Genomic DNA, 16,143 nt, shown 5'->3' on the forward strand with positions numbered 1-16,143 from the left:
TCGCCGGGGGCGCGGTTTGCCCCCGGCGACGTCTGGCAAGGTGCGGAGCGGCGTCCGAGGAGGGACCCCGCTCCGCGAGCCCTCACCGCCACCACCCACCACCGGAACCCGACCGAGGCGTCCATCCCCCTCCGCAGGGTGGCCCGCCGGAGGCGTTCTTTATCGGTTACCGGCGGCCGGTCGAGACGCCGGCCAGGTGTCGTTGCGGATCGTGGAGCTGTTGCTGGGAATGTCGGCTCCGGTCAGGGGCCGGGGGTGCTTTCTTCGGGACGCGCGATCGGTCCTGCGCGGTGGTCTCCGTCTCGGCTGCGGAGTGGGTCGGGGCGCCTTCCCCCTGGTGTTCGTCCTGCCCTGCCAGCAGTGCCGGGATCTCGTCGCTCCGGCCGTTCAGGTACAGCTCCATGGCCTGGTTGGCTCGCTGGCCGGCGTCGTCCCGGTCGGTCTGGCCGAGAGCGACGCGGCGGCTCTCGTGGAAGAGGAGGTTGATCACGTCGCCGCGGGTGAGGCTGCCCTCGGGTACAGGTTCATGGGGAAGTGTCTGGCGAACCTCGGTGAACCAGCGGGTGCGGAATGGCTCGTGGGTGGGGTTCCACCTCGGTGCAGCGTCCTCTGCGGCGCGGGCTTCGTTGATGACGCGGGTCGCTTCCTCGGAGGTGGTCAGGACTTCGCGCAGGCGTGCGCGTTGCGGTGACCCGACGATTCCGAGGTCTTCCAGGCGCTGGAGCAGTCCGCCCGCCTCGGCGTAGCTGATGTCCATCCGGCTCTGCAAGCTCACCGGTGAAGCGACGTCGGCCTCGCTCACGATGTCGGCGGCGCGTTGGAGTCCGTCCCAGCCTTCGGCGCTGGGGGCTGGGTTCTCGGAGGCTGCCGAGGCGGCTCCGGGCTCGTAGTACGTGCCCAGGGGGCTGTTCTCCTCGGCGGGGAGGTATCCGCGTAGATGGGAGAGGTGTTCCTCGGTGGTGTGGTGGAGGAGGTGGAGGGTGTTCCAGCGCAGGCCGTCCCGATTGCCGCTCCGGTCGAGCCGGTCCAGGAGCGCGCGGGCTGCCTGGGCGATCAGCTCGACCGTGCGGGTCCACAGCATGCGGACGGTGCCCAGGGTGGTGTCGTCCGCCGACAGGCGGTAGGTGCCGAGGCGGGCCTTGTCCAGTACTTCCTGGGCGGTTTCGAAGGCGGTGGTGGCGCGCTGCCACAGGGGGTGACGGGTCAGCTCGCCGAGTTGGTCGGCGGTGGCGTGGTAGCGCTGCTTCACCGACTCGAAGCCGGTCGCCATCAGGATCTGTGCCTTGGCCGGTGCTCCGCTGGTGGCGGTCATGCGGGCGGAGAGCCGTTGCCATGCTTCGCGGACCTCGATGGGGCGGTCGATCCGTTCGTCGGCGGGGAGGTTGCCCGCGAGCCGGTCCGCCTGGGTGGTCGCCGTGCGGTGTAGCTGCCATACGGCGTTCCAGGCGTCCGTGTCCCGGTGGCCGGCTGCGTCGAGGCGTCGGGCGAGCGCGAACGCGTCGTGCGAGAGTGCCCTCGCGGTGAGCGACCGTACGGTACGGTCCAGCTCCGCCGTGGATACGAAGGAAGCTGCCGCTCCGGAGCCGATCGCGGTCATCAGGTCCTGCTCCGCCTGCCGGAGCCGGCCGATGCTCTCCCATTCGGGCGCGTCTGCGAACTGCTCCGACTCGTCCTGTGCTGCCGCGAGGGCGGCGTCCAGTTCGGTGTCGTCAACGGCGGGGAGCACCACTTTCGGTGTGATGGTGCCGATGTCGGAGCTGCCGAGAACGCGGTTCAGCAGGTCGCCCACGGCCTTCAGCTGGGACAGGAGCTGCGTGTCGTCCCTGTCCAGGGCGGCGGCGATGCCCTCGACGTGCTGGCTGGCGTTCTCCGGTGCGGGGGTGGCTGGGACCTTCTCCTGCGTCTTGATGGGTGCGCTGGGCTTCTCCGGTTCGCCGGTCTTCCCTGGAGCAGCGGGAGCGGGCTTCGTGAGGTTCGCCGGTTGGGCGTCGCCTTCGCCGACATGGCGGATCCGGTCGAGGGAGCCCATGTCCTGCTGGCTGGCGTTCTCCGGTGCGGGGGTGGCTGGGACCTTCTCCTGCGTCTTGATGGGTGCGCTGGGCTTCTCCGGTTCGGCGGTCTTCTCGGGAGCAGCGGGAGCGGGCTTCGTCAGGGTCACCGGCTGGGCGACGCCTTCCCCGACGTGACGGATCCAGTCGAGGGAGCCCATGTCGAGTTCCTTCTTGGCGCGGGTCACCGTGACGTACGCCAGGCGCAGTTCCTCGGCCGGAGGAAGGGCCACTTCGCCGGTTTCGGTGTCCTCCTTGGGCTGCGGGAAGTCCCCTCCGATACGGACCCGGTCCCATTCCCGCCCTTTCGCCTTGTGGGCGGTGGAGACCACCAGGTCGGGCTTGTTCTCCGGGTCTTCGCCGCTCTCCGGTACCAGGTCCGCGATCAGGCGGAGAAGTCCCTCCGGGGAGTACCGGTCAACCAGCCGGACGAACGTCTGGAGGGTCGCGTCCGATTCCGTCTCCGCGTACTCCCGCACCTCCTGCCAGCTGCTGAAGCCGCCCAGCTCCGGATGGTTGGTGCGGCGCCCCCGCTGGAGGTCGCGCGCGGCCCGTGCGGTCTCCTCGATCTCGCGTCCGCCACCGACGAGAGCGACCCGCTGGCCGGCTTCGAAGCCGGCGAAAACGGCGGCGATCGCCCCCACGTTCGTACGGGTCAGTACGGCATCGATGTCGCCCGCCGGACCCACCGTGGATTCCAGGGCAGGGTTGCCCTCCAGCGTGAGTTCGGAGCCGAGCAGCCGCAGGTAGCTGTTACCGACCTCCGCGACTCCCGGGCCGAATCGCCAGCTCTGGGTGAGCGGGAGGACAACGTCCGCCGGCCAGTCCTTGAGCGCGTCGACGGCGCCCCGGAACTCGTAGATGCTCTGGTTGCTGTCCCCGACGACGATCGTCTGGGCGCGCTGGTCCTGGATGACCTTCTTGAGGACGGGGTTGATGTCCTGCGCCTCGTCGAACAGGATCACGTCGTACGGCAGCAGGGGGTTGGACAGGGCCCACAGTTTCAGGTAGTCGTCGTGGGAGAAGAACAGCTTGTCGCCGATGGGGTCGGCGATGTCCGCCCAAGCGCTGCGCGCGAGATCCACCAGGGCGTGGGCGGCCGGGCCCCAGGCCATCGGGTTCTTGCCCAGATGCTTCGCCGTCAGCTCGGGGTCGGCGCTCTCCCGGAAGCTCCGTACGGCGGTCATCACCATCCGGGCGGCGTTCTCCGGCTCGATGGTGCCGGTCTGGAAACGGAGGGGGGCTGTCAGGCCGAGCGCCTCGGCCACGTCCTTGGGGCGGCGGGCGCCGCCGTTGCGGCCTGCCTTGCTGATCTTGTCCATGAGCGGGGTGTTCCGCATCGCCGCCCGGGCGAAGGAGTGGCTGGTGTCCGCCGTGACGTTGGGCGGGAACTTCCGCTTGGCCTCGTCCGCGATGCTGCGGTTGAACGCGACGTACGCGATCCGCTTGTCCGCCATCCGCCGGGTGACCATCTGGAGGGTAGAGGTCTTGCCGGTGCCGGCCAGGGCCTGGACCGCGACATCCTGCCCGGCGACGCAGGCGTCGATGATGCGCTGCTGTTGCGGGGTCGGCGGATATTCCGGGGCTGCGGCCCGTGCGGTCTTCGTGTCGCGTGTGTCCCGGTTCCGCAGGTAGGCACGGACCTCGTTGATGACGGTGTCGCGGTCGGCGCTGTTGCCCTGGTACTTCCAGCGTCCGCCTTTGAAGGCGAAGTTGCGGTTCTTCTTCAGCAGCGAGCGCAGCTCGGCTTCCTCGGCCCAGTGCTGGCCCCCGGTCCCCGTGATGTACGTGGCCCGCCCCTCGGTGACGATCTGGATCCTGCCGGACCACGAACTCACTGTTACCGGTGACGCGGGAGGGGGCACCTGCTTCTCCTTGTGATGTCCGACCGGCAGATTGCGGGGGATGTCCCACTCGTAGACGTCGTCGGGGTCGTCCACGGCAGCGAGATTGATCTTGATCAGGCCCGGCCGCATCGGCTCGCCCACGTCGAGGACTTCCAGCAGCGGGGCGTCCGGGCTGGTGCCCCAGCGGATCCGGTCCCCGACGCGCAGCCGGTCCGCGTACTCATGACCTTCCGGGGGCGGCGTCCGGTCCGGGTGTACGGCCAGCAGCTTCCAGACCCGGATGGCGGAGGACGTGTCGGGGCTGAGGCCCAGCCGCCGGTCGAAGATCGCCCGCTGTTCGAGGACTTGGCGGTCCAGCTCGAAACGGGCCGAACCCAGTTGGTCGGGGGAAGGAAGCGCCGCCCAGTCGACAGGTTCACCGAGGCTGTCTCTGAGCGCGGTGAGCCGTTCCGCGAAGGCCACCGCTTCCGCCTCGGAACGAAGCCCCGTCATCACCTGGGGCGGGGATTCCGGCAGATTCGCGTACGAGTCGACACGTCCGTACCCGGCGGAGCCACTGCCCGTCGCGATCAGCGACCATCGGTCGCCGGGGCTGTCCTGGACGATCCTGAAGGGCTCCCGGCCGGCGGACCGCGGGGCACTCGGCGGACTCTGTGCGGGACCCAGGGGCAACGCTTGCCGTGCCGCGTCCGGCGTCATCGCGGCGAGTTCCCCGACCTTGCTCCAGGGGACCGGCGCGGCCAGAGGAAGCACGCGGGCGTCCGCCATGGCGAGCAGGTCGGAGAGGAAGTAGCGGCCGTCGAGGCTGGTGGAGACGAGGCTGTTCGCCGGCACGATCTGTGCTCCGTGCACGATCGTCTCTCCGCCTTCGAAGTCCTCCGTCTCCACCGAACGCAGGAGCAGCAGGGCGCCATGCACCTCTCCGTCCGGGAGGTGCAGTGTGGTGACGACGGCCAGCCGCGCGTCGTCACCCGACCCGTGTGGAAGTGCTTCCAGGTGGTGGCGGGTCAGGCACGGGCCATCTGCTGGGGGTTCTTGATCCGGTGGGGTGAACAGGGTGTCCTGCTCGGACTTCGGTTCCGGTTCGGTTGCGGGTACTTCGGTGGCGCTGGTGGGCGGCGTCTCCTCAACCACGCGCCGTGCGTAGACCTCCCGCTCGACATCGGCGAGCGCCGGCCGGAAGCCGCCCTTGGCCGTCCGATCCGCGTAGTGTCCGGCGACGGATTGCGCGGCCTGGTACCGGTAGCGTCCGCGCCGCTGCTCCCACACCAGGTTGAACTTGCGTGGCCCTTGATCGGTATGGGCCTCCAGGGACAGCTCGTAGAGGGAGAAGTAGCTCTTGTTGTCCCACTTCTCCCCCACCTGCCACCCTCTGGCCCGGGCTTGCTTCACCAGCAGCGCGGCCCGTTCCGGGACGGGCCGCTCCGGTCCTGGCTCCGCGACCACCGCACCAGCGCGGTCCTCGGCACGCTGGTTGGCGACGCTCGGTGTGGTCACGGTCTCGGCCTCGGCGCGCTGGTTCTCCTTCGGCTCGCTGAACAGCTGGTCCCACAGGCCGTGCTGCTGCACCGTGGCGTTGATACGGGAGGCCAGCAGCGTGGCGTACTCGGTCATCACCCGGAAGTGACGCTGCGCCACCGGGTCCTGGTATCCCTCGCTGGCCCGGTTGGCGGCCAGTGTCTGTGCCGCACGGGCGAGTTCCGTGCACCGCCGGGCCACGTCAGCGCCAGGGTGTGCGAACGGGTCACCGCCACCGGCCGCCGGTCCTTGCCGCAGGTCCTCCAGCGCCAGAAAGACCGCTCTGCCGTCCGGGCGGGCATCGGCGTGCCTGGTGATCAGAACGCGGCCGACGTGGGTGTCCTGCATCCTCCGGTAGCCGCCAAGCATCGCCTCGAAGTCCCGGGTGGCCTCCGCCTTCGACGCGTACGGTTCACCGGCCGGGATCCCGGCCTCGGGTTCCGCCACCCGGTGGGGGCAGCCGAGGTGGGTCAGTTCGTCCAGCAGTTTCCGTACCCAGGTGTTCCGGCTCGCCTCGGACATGCGGGTGGGCAACTGCCAGTGGCCCTGCTCGGCGGAGAGCTCGAAGCCGTGGCGGCCAAGGGCTGCTCGTACAGCTGCGTCGGCTTCGCTGTCCGTGGGGCCTCGTACGATCGTGGTGCGGAGGCAGTGCTCGATCTCGACCGGTGTAGCTGGCCCCGCGTCCTGGGACGCTGGTTCGGGTGCGAGGCTTTTCCGCCGTTCTGCCAGGTCGTGGAGTACGGTCGCGACGACTTCGGGTACCTGGGCCGAGGCTTGGCAGCTGGCCGCGTGCTCGTAGCAGGTCCGCACGAGTCGGGTGAGGTGTTTCTGGTCGCCCGGGTCTCGGTAGGCGTCGTCCCGCAGGCTGAGCACCAGCGCGTAGGCGGTGTGCGCGAGCTTGGTGGTGCGGCGGGTGAGTTCGTCGAGTGTTCCGTCGTCCGCTCCGGCCGTGTCGGCCGCGTATCGGGCCTCGCGGAGTTGTTCCATCCGCTCGGTCAGGTGCCGAGCGGTGGCCGTCTCCAGCCAGGTGTTCCATGCCGAATCGACCTGCTGCACCCCGGCCGCGAAGGTGTTCCCGAGACCGTACGGGGCCGAGCTCGCGGCGGCCAGCTGGCAGGCGGCCAGGCTCTGCTGGTGCCGGTACGCCCGTTGCGCCACATCGCGCAGCACAGTCCGGCTCTCCGGTTGGCCGGCCTCTTCGGCCGCCGACAGGGCGTGGGCGACGATCTGGTTCCAACCGGTCAGCGCGGTCCCGACATCAGTGTCGGACATCTGCCGGATGTCCCACATGGCGCGGCGCAGCTGGTTACTTGCCTCGCCCTCGGTTCCACCGTTGACCTGGGGCCATCGGTCGTAGGCCTCGAAGATCAGGCTCCGGGCGAAGTTCAGCTGTTCGCTGTCGAGGTAGGCGGTGGGCCGTTCCTTCAGGGGGTCGTTGCGGGACAGCAGCTCCCATGAGTTGGTGTCGAGCGCGGCGGCGTCGAGCAGCAGGTCGTGCAGATCGTCGCCGGCAGCGTGCAGTCGTCCCAGGTGGCGCTCGGTGCGCTGGGTGAGTCGGCGGGCGCGTTCGGCGGCTTCGCCTTGTGTGGTGTCAGCGAGCTGCTCCGTGGCGGCAGCCAGCCGGTCGTATCGGGCGAGGACATCCGGTGGTGAGATCTGCTCGATGTCGGAGAGCGCGTCGCTGGCGCGGGCGAACTCCGCCCGGGGTGCTTCCGTTGCGGTGCCGGGGTCCAGAGTGTCCCGCAGTTGAGAGATGGACTGGGTGATGAGTTCGCGGCCGGCCGCCAGCTCTCCGCCGCCCGTGTAGTGGCCCAGCAGGACGGCCATGCGCTGTGCCCGTGGGTTCGACGAGCCGGGCGTGTGGGGGGTGAGGGGGATGATCTCGAAGCGGCTGCCATCCGGTGCGGCCAGGGTTAGTCCGCGCCGGCCTTGCTGAACGGTCAGTCCGTCCGCGATGAGCTGGGCGATGCCCGCTGCGAGGTCCACGCCGTTCGCCGGGTCTGTGCGCCGGCCATCCGGCCCGGTGACGGTGTACTGCTCGAACAAGGAGATCCCTGGGATGGACTCGGCCGCTTCCGCGTCGGCGACGGTGATCGGCTCCTCATCCGCTGCCCAGCGCTGGATGGCCGCGCTCTGCGGGCTCTCGAAGGTTGCGCGGTAGCGGGCCGCGTGGTCACGGACCTTCGCGTACATATCCCAGGTGCCGCTGACCGTGCGCGGCCCGCGCTGTTCCCGGTCCCACTGCTCGGCGACGGCGCGGGCACGGTCAGCGAGGTTGTCGGTGAGCTGCCCGTCCGGGTACTCCACCAGGCCGAGAAGCCGGGCACGTCGCGCCTCCTGGCTCGCGGCCAACATGGCTGTGGCGACCGGCGCGAGGGCCCGTTCCGGTTCGCTGCCTTCCAGCAGCCGCGTGCCGTACTCCTGCGCCCATTCCCGGTAGGCCGCCAGCGTGGACTGCTCAGCCTTCCAGTACTCGGCGCGGTCCGCGTACGGGGCGGTCGGCGGCTCTAGCGTCGGAGCCGCAGCCGCGGAAGGTGGTGACTCCGGCTCCGAGTCCTGCGTGTCGGGGGCGTCTGGCACGTACGCTTCGATCTCGGCTTCGAGACGGGCCTGGTCGGCGCGGGCGCGGAGCAGCTTGTCCTTCTTCGTGAAGGGCTGATCGACCAGCTTCTGCGCTCGGTGGATCTCCTGCTTGAGTTCGTTCTGAACGGCCAGCAGGGTGTTGTGCAGGGCATCGAGCTTCTCGACCTGGTTCTCCAGCCGGGACACAAGGCCCAGAGGCGGCTTGTCCTCGCGGATCAGTCCGTAGACGTCATCGATGACGAAGCCGGCTTGTCGAACGTCGCGCAGGCCGTCGAGCGTGAACTGTGCTTCGTCGCCGCCGGTGCTGATCCGGACGAGGAACCGCTGGCCGCCCAGGGTAGCGGCGTGCTGCCAGGGGGAAGCGCCTCCGTACCCCTGGTTGTACATCAGCATGAGCTTGCGGCGCAGCGCCACGGCAGCGTCCTGGCGCTTGGTCACCGTCGTGCCGTCCGGCAGTTCCATCCGGAAGGCGTCGCCCTTGGTTTCGGTCCTGCGCCGGCCCGCCTGCTCAGCCACATCGGCGAGCCGCTGCGCCTTCGCCAGCGTCTCGTCCCCGGTATCGACAACGGTCCGCAGATGCTCGTTGGTGCGCCGCCAGCTCTGGTACGCCGCCTCCAGCTGGCGGACTTCCTCGTCCGCCTGCAACTTCTTCATCAGCAGCGGGTTGCCGGTGGCCAGCGCCTTGATCTCGCCGAATTCGAGATAGTCCTTGCCAAGGTCACCGTCGAGCGCCCGGTCCTGCTCGTCCGGGTCCCGGCCAGTACGTACCTGGTCGATGAAGCGGGCCTTGCGCTCCACCGTCTGCCACATGAAGGAATCGAACGATCCTTCCTTCACCCACCGGTAGAGATGGACTGGGATGTTGAGGGAGAAGTGCTGGTTGAACTGGCGGAGGATGCGGCCCTCGCGCTGGGTGACGTCGCTGGGCCGCCAGGGGCAGTCAAGGTGGTGCAGGGCGATGGCACGGTCCTGCACGTTGACGCCGACGCCCATGGTCTCGGTCGAGCCGATGAGCACGGCGACCTTGCCCTTGCGGCAGTCGGCGAACAGCTGTTCCTTCTCCTCGGCGGTCTGGGCGCTCTGTGCGAACCGGATGCCGTCCTCGGGGACGCCGCGCGCGATCAGTTGGTCACGCAGATACGCGTAGGCGATGAACTTGCCCTTCTTGCGGGCGTCATCGGACGGTGTGCCCCGGTCGGCGAACACCAGCTGGAGTGCGCCGGGCAGCGGACTCGGGGTTCCTTCGCGGTCGGTGTAGGAGTGATGTCGGTACTCGTGCCAGATCTGGGCGATCTTGTCGGCCGCCGCGTGCAGCTTGCCGGGGCCGTCCGGAGTCAGCCCGACCATCCGCAGGTCCATCGCGGCCATCCGGCCGTCGTTGGAGATCTTGAGGAGGTTGTCCACGGTCGCGTCGACCATGCCGTCTCGTACCAGCTCGGCGCGGTCGGCGATGTCTTCCATGTACGCACGGTCGTTGCCGGTCGCCGGGACGACGACGGTGTCGCTGGTGTGGCGGGGTACCGGGAGCTGGATGTCGTGCTTCGTCTTGACATCCGCCATGGACTTCCACAGCTGGCTGAACTGCCGGGCGTTGCGGAAGGCTCCGATGCGTTCCTTGATGCGCGGAATGCCCTCGGGGGAGATCTCCGGGGCGACCACTTCCATGAGGTACTGCGCCTGGAAGGAGGAGAAGGCGGAGATCTCGGCCGCTGTCAGCAAGTCCGGGCGGAAGTAGTCGAGCATGACGTACGCCTGGGGCATGGCGTTCGGGAACGGCGTGCCGGTGGAGCCGAGCCCGACCTTCGGGCCGTGCGCCTTGGCCATGGTGCGCAGCTTGACCTTGAGGCCCCGGGCCTGGGCGGAGACGGGCAGTGACAGCTCACTGTTGTTGGCTCCCACCGCAGCGTTGGCGAAGTCCTGGACCTCGTCGACGGCGATGAAGTCGATGCCGGTCTGTTCCCACGAGACACCGGCCGCCGACTGCTTGACCAAGTTCCTCTCGGCGCGCCGGCTGTGGCGCTTGAGGTCCCCTTGCAGGTTCTTGACTGTGTTCCGGGCGGTTGTGGGAAGGCGCGCGCCCTGGGCGCTGTGCGCGGCGGCGGCCACCCCCAGGGCGTCGGCGATGAGCGGATCGCCGCCCGGGTTGTGTTCCTCGGAGAGTTCCGCGTCGCTGCCCGTCAGCATCTTGTGGATGCGGGCCCGGTACTCGGCGGTCTGGTCGGCGACGAACTGTGCCTGTCCGCGCCCGGACATCGGGATGCGGTTGAAGAGGCTCTGGGGCAGGATCACCGCGTCCCAGTCCCCGTTCGCGATCTGGGCGATGTAGGCGGCGGCCGTCTCCTTGGTGAACTCGGCGCTGTCGATAGCCAGCACCCGCGCCTGCGAATAAGCGCGCAGGAAGTCGTTGCGGAAGTCGTTGACGGTGGGGTTCTTCACCACTACGCAGGGCTTGGCGGCCATGCCCAGGCGTTTCATCTCCATGAGCGTCATGGCGATGGTGAGCGTCTTGCCGAACCCGACCTCGTAGTCGAAGAAGCTCCCGCCCGGCTCGACCAGCGCGCGGGCGACCCCGGCGCGCTGGTGCGGGCGCGGGGTGATCGCGTCGGACAGCCCGGGGAAGGTCAGGTGGCTGCCGTCCCCCTGGTAGGGGACGTAGGAGTTGTGGAGCCGGTTGTACGTCGCCAGGACGTACTTGGTGCGCTCGGGTTCCTGCCACAGCCAGTCGGCGAACAGCCGGTTGAGTTCGTCGGCCTTGGCGACGACCTGCTCCGTCTGCTGGGCTGCCCAGCGTTTTCCGTCCTGGATGTCCTGCGGGCTGGCGTCGTCGTCCTGCTTGGGCGGGTGGACGACGAGGGAGGCGCGGCGCAGTATCCGATGGGCGAGTTCGACGGCGTTGCGCTTCTCGGTGCCGTACACCTTGGTCGCGGCCCGTGATGTGCGTACATGGCTGGGTGCGTCGATCTCCCAGTCGGCACCGGAGGTGCGGGTGACGGTCAGATACCGGGTTTGGAGCAGCTGCTGGAGGAACTGTTCGTAGTACTTGGGGTCGATCCAGGTGGCGCCGATCCCGACGTCCTCGATGTCTCCCGGCTCCTTGTCCGGCGGGAGTACCCGGCGCAGTGCGGCGACGTTGCTCTGCAAGGGATGGTTCGGCCGGATCTCGTCGGAGACCATCCGCAGGATCTGTTCGGCCTTCTCCAGCTTGTCCCGGACGTTGCCGCTCAGGTACTCAGCCGCCGGGATGAGCCGCTGACTGCCTGGTTCGTTGAAGACCAGATCCCCGAGCGCTTCCCGGGCCGTGTCCAGGGAGTCGGCGCCCAGCAGGCGCGCGATCTCGCCCAGCCGGACCTCGCCGTGGGTGTTGAGGCTGATGGCCAGGGCGTCCTGGGCGGTTTCGGCGGTCGTCGCCTCCACCTGGGGTTTCCCGACCGCCCGGGTGAAGATCGCGGACTTCTTCGCCGTGCCGCTGTCGCGGTCGTAGATCTCCAGCGCGTACACGCCAGCGGCATACGGGTCGGACCGGAAGGCACCATGGGTCGAACGGCGGTCCCGCCTGGTCTCACGGGCGTTGAGAAAACCGTACTTCGCGGTGTGGCCGGCGTAGCGCTGGTCCAGCTGGGCACGCAGTCGGCCGGCCGATTCCTCCTCCCCCGCGGATTCGGCGCCCAGCAGGCCGACATAGATGTCCCGCAAGCCGAGCAGCGAGCGCAGTTCCTCGACAGCGTTACTGAAGACGGGGCGCTCGGCGAGTTCGCCGCCAACAACCTGGAGGAACGTGCCGTCGGCCTGGTCGATCAGAGTGCCCTCAGCGCGTTGGAGTTCGTCGCCGAACATCTCCTGAGCCCGGCGGATCCGTTCCATGCGTTGTTCGACCGCTGTGCGCTGGGCGGCTTCCGGGGCCGCGCTCATCGTCAGGCCCGTCTCCCGAGCCTGGTGGGTGATCGTGGTCAGGGCTTCGGATAGCGCCGTGGACAGGTCGGCCCCGGGACGAGGCCGAACCGTGACGTCGTCCCTGCCGTACGGGGTACTGGTCACCCCGATGGTGCCGAGGACCATCTCGGGGTGCTCGGCAAAGTAGCGGTTGACCAGAGCGTGGCTGTCGGAGCCGACTTCCACCGGGGCCAGGCCGACCCATGCGGGATGGGCGTCCCGGTGATCGCCGTCGCGGCGCCGCAGAATCAGCACATCGGTGACCGCGTCCGTACCTGCGCTCTTGCGGTGCGCCCCGGCCGGGAGGCGTACGGCGCCGACCAGGTCCGCCCGGTCGGCGATCTCCAGCCGGGCGGTCTTGCCCATGGAGTCCAGGGTGTACCGGCTGGTGACCACGGCGACGAGGCCGCCGGGGCGGGTGAGGTTCAGGGCCTTGACGATGAAGTGGTTGTGGGTGGCCAGCCGCAGCGGGTTGTGCACGGGGTCGGTGAGGGCGATCGCGTCGAACGGCACGTTCCCGATGGCGGCGTCGTAGTAGCCGTCGGGGACGCGGGTGGCGACGAAAGACTCCGCCCGGATCTCCGCGTCGGGGTGGAGCGCGGCGGCGATCTCGGCGGTGACGGGGTCGAGTTCGACGCCGGTCATCCGGGCCTGGGCCGGGGCGGCGGCGAGGAAGTTGCCGCTGCCACAACCGGGCTCCAGCACCCGTCCGCCCTCGAACCCGAGGTCCCGCAGGGCCTGCCAGATGGGTTCGACGAGGGCGGGATCGGTGAAGTGGGCGTTGCGGGTGGTCGCCTCGGCGGCGTGCCATTCCTCCTCGGTCAGCAGGGAGCGCAGCTCGGCGCGGGGCTTGTCGTACTCGGTCGCACGCGGGTCGAAGATCTTCGGGACGGCGCCCCACGAGCTCCAGCGCTCCAGCGCCGCTCGTTCGGCGGCTGTGACCGGGCGTTGCTCTTCGCGCAGGGTGTGGAGGGTGCGGAGCGCGGCGAGGTTCGCACGGATGCGGGTCATCGGGCCGGAGGGGGCGGGGCTGCGGGTGATCTCGGCGAGGACGCGGCGCTCCGCTGCGGCCGGCTCGTCGTCTGCGGCAGCGGTTTTCAGGGTCTCGGCGAGCCGGATGAAGAGGTCTTCGGCCGGCTGACCGTGCGGGATGTGTTCGGGTGTCGCGACCTCGTGAACGGTGTTGTCCTCATTCACCCGCACGAGAACGAAGGGATCGCTCCCGGAGCGCTCCGGGCCGACACCATAGAGGCGGTACTCCCACGGGGCGGCGTCCGGGGCAGTCGCGGCGCGCAGGGACAGGGCTCCGCTGTGCGCGCCATCGTCCAGCGCGGAGCGGGTGCGGGGCGTCTCGTACCTGGTCATCGCGTTAGATGCGGCGGCCTGCGGCGTGCAGGTCCTCGATGGAGGTGCCCAGCAGCCGGAGGAAGGACGGGGTCAGATAGTCCAGGATCTGCCGGACCTGTTCGTCGTCGAGGTCGTCCAGGGTGACGGTGCCGTCGATGAGCGCGTCGGCGGTGGTGCCGAGCCATTCGGTGTGCTCCTCCACACGCCGCATGCGCGCGGCGAACTGTTCGTCGCTCTCCAGCAGCTCGTCGTCATCCACGTCGTACGCGGCGCCGGCCTCGGGCTCCAGCCGCACCATGTCGCTCAGCACCTCGTGCTCCGCCTGCGCCTTGAGCAGGCCGAGGCGCCCCACGCGCTGCTCGTGGGTCTCGTCGGCGGGCACCGGGTCCGCGATCACCAGCTGGTCCCACAGGTCGCCCACCTGCTGCTCCACCTGTTCGCCGAGGTTGGTGAAAAAGGCGATCGGGTCGGGGAGCGCCGCACAGCGCTCGGGCAGCCACCGCCGCCAGTACGCCTGGGCCTCGACGCCGTATCGGTTCATGGTCATGTCGTCGCTCCTTGTGTGGTGAAGGTGAGGATGGGAGTGAGGTAGGGGCCATCGCCGGACCAGGCGGTGCGGTGCCGGTCGCGGTGCTGGCCGTTGCGGCAGGGGCCCAGCCAGTGGCGGCCGATGCGTTCGATGGCGCGGGAGAGCGCGTCCTGCCACAGGTACGGGGCGGCGCCGGCGTCCTCATCGCCTCCGTACACCGAGCGGTGCGAGGTCCACAGCGCGGTCAGTTCCTCGACCACCGCGCCGTGCCGCCACCAGCAGGCGCTCGGCAGCTGGTCGGTCGTCAGCTCGTACCGGTCGGCGAGCCAGACCACCCAGGCGACGAACTCGATCCAGCACGCGGGCCGCTCGTCCGGCGACATCTCCGCCCAGTTCACCGGGGCACCGGCCGGACGCCCGCTGTCCTCCGGAGCACCGGGCGCCGGGGCCAGCTGCTCCAGGACCAGGACCCGCTCACCGAGCAACGCCAGCTCGCCGCTGACGGCGGTCAGCTCGTCGAAGAGGTCATCGGATGGATCAGCCATGGCCGACCGCCTCCACGAGATCGCGGGCCCGGCGGGTCGCCTGCCGGATCTCCTCGGCGCGCGGGCCCTCATGGGCACGCACGAAGGACACCAGGGTCGCGGGCGTCCGCCGGTGGATGACGATCCCGCCGCGTTCCGGAATCATCCGGATGTCCGCCGGTTCCAGCACGGGGCGGCGGCGCAGCGCGGTGGAGACGGAAACGTTCCCGACGTGGTCGGCGCTGACCGTCTCGACATCCTCGTCGAACTCACCGGTCAGCGTGCTGTACGCCTTCAGCTCCTCCGGGTCCGAGATGCCGCCCAGGAAGATCTTCACCGTGCCGGCCGCGTACATCTTCCGTACGCCGAGCTGGCCCCAGCGCTCCTCCGCCTGGGCGTAGGACTGGAGGACGGCCATCACGAAGATGTTCTGCGACCCACTCACGCTCATCAGGCTCGGGATCTCCGGGAGTGGTGCGACGTTGGCCAGCTCGTCCAGGAAGCAGCCGAGCGGGAGCGGCAGCCGTCCGTTGGGGGCGCGGCCGGCGATCGTCTTCGCCGTGTCGAAGAGAGCCTTGGCGAAGGCGGCGTTGAGCGGGGCGAGGGCGCTGCCCTCCTCGTCCTCACCGATGAGGAAGAGGGTGCCGCCCTCGGTGAGGTACTGCTCGATGTCGAAGACCTCGGTGTCGTCGGCGTCCGGGGCGAAGATGGCGGCGACCTGGTCGTCGTACAGCGCGATGAACGGCTGCTGTGCGGTCCGCCAGGTCGCGCTGCGCTCCTCCTCAGCTGCGGCGTGCTGGCCGGCGAGCGCCTCGGCCAGCGCGTGTTTGCCCTGGCGGGCGAGCAGGTCCACCGCTTCCCGGTTGTCAGGGTCGGCGGCCCAGCTCAGTACGTCGGACACCGGGCAGCCGTTCAGTGCGGCGGCGTGCAGCCAGCAGGTGATGAGGGTCTTGGCGTTGAGGTTGAAGTACCCGCCGTTGCTGGTGCCCTCGTCGCTCTTGGTCGTGCCGACCAGCGTCTCGGCGCGTTTGCGGGCGACCTGGTAGCGCTCGCAGCTCGCGGTGAGCGGCCAGCGCAGTTGATGCGGCCAGCCGGACAGGCCGGTCGGGTCGAGAACACGCACCGGTCCGTACGGTTCGCGCAGTACCGCCGTCGCGTACAGCACATCCGTCTTGGAGCTGGTGGCGAGCACGGTGCCCTGGAAGTCGAGGATGCCGGGGAGGATGATCTGGCTAGTCTTTCCCTCCCGGGGCGGGGCCACCAGGACCACGCTCTCCTCGATGGGCGCCCACAGCGGGATTCCGGCCGGCTCGGAGCTGCCGACGTGTACGGCAACATGCCGGACGGTGACGGCGTCCGGGTCCTCGGCGTGCAAGGCAGGGCGCAGGGATGCCGCGCGGTTCAGGGCCTGGTGCTCGCCCATCGCGCGCTCCAGTTGAGCAGCACCGGCCCGGCCGTTCGCGCCGTCCGGGCCACGGCGCAGCCACCACGCCCACAGCAGGCGTCCACCGGCGGTGGTGGCGACAAGCAGCACGGTGAAGCCGCTCCAGAAGGCGAACGGGCCGCCGATTCCACTCCCCGGCGGCCATGCGGCGGCCGGGTCACCCGGGTGCCTGAGCAACGGCAACAGAGCTGCCGACACGGATTCCCAGCTGGTGAAGGCCGGGCGGCCATAGGCCAGTACGCCGGAGGTGGCGGCGGCCAGCCAGATGAGCAAGGTGAGTCCAAAGGCGACCACGAGCGGCACCATCCACACGGCGTCGCGGCCGAGCCGCAGCCGCCCCGCCGTCATGGGCACGGCAGGTTTCGGCATCATG

Annotated in this window: 4 protein-coding genes; all 4 read right to left on the reverse strand. The window is 69.6% G+C overall.

The window, feature by feature from the left end; genetic code table 11:
- Positions 1-166: 166 nt before the first annotated feature.
- Genes ACTFAP_RS11225 through ACTFAP_RS11240 form a run of 4 tightly spaced genes read right to left on the reverse strand, consistent with a single transcriptional unit; the run spans position 167 to position 16,142 of the window.
- Positions 167-13,291, reverse strand: a complete 13,125-nt coding sequence (locus tag ACTFAP_RS11225; RefSeq protein ID WP_500468954.1) for a helicase-like domain-containing protein — start codon at positions 13,289-13,291, stop codon at positions 167-169.
- A 4-nt stretch (positions 13,292-13,295) separates the two neighbouring features.
- A complete protein-coding gene (locus tag ACTFAP_RS11230) occupies positions 13,296-13,820 on the reverse strand; it encodes a hypothetical protein (RefSeq protein WP_500468955.1) in 525 nt (174 codons plus the stop codon).
- Positions 13,817-14,347: a hypothetical protein gene (locus ACTFAP_RS11235; RefSeq protein WP_500468956.1), complete on the reverse strand. Its 531-nt coding sequence runs from the start codon at positions 14,345-14,347 to the stop codon at positions 13,817-13,819. Before ACTFAP_RS11235 ends, ACTFAP_RS11230 begins: the two co-directional genes overlap by 4 nt.
- Entirely contained in the window at positions 14,340-16,142 is a 1,803-nt protein-coding gene (locus tag ACTFAP_RS11240; protein ID WP_500468957.1) for a type IV secretory system conjugative DNA transfer family protein, read from the reverse strand. The genes ACTFAP_RS11235 and ACTFAP_RS11240 overlap by 8 nt, the downstream gene beginning before the upstream one ends.
- Position 16,143: the final 1 nt, after the last annotated feature.

Source organism: Streptomyces sp. PH9007 (assembly GCF_059813725.1).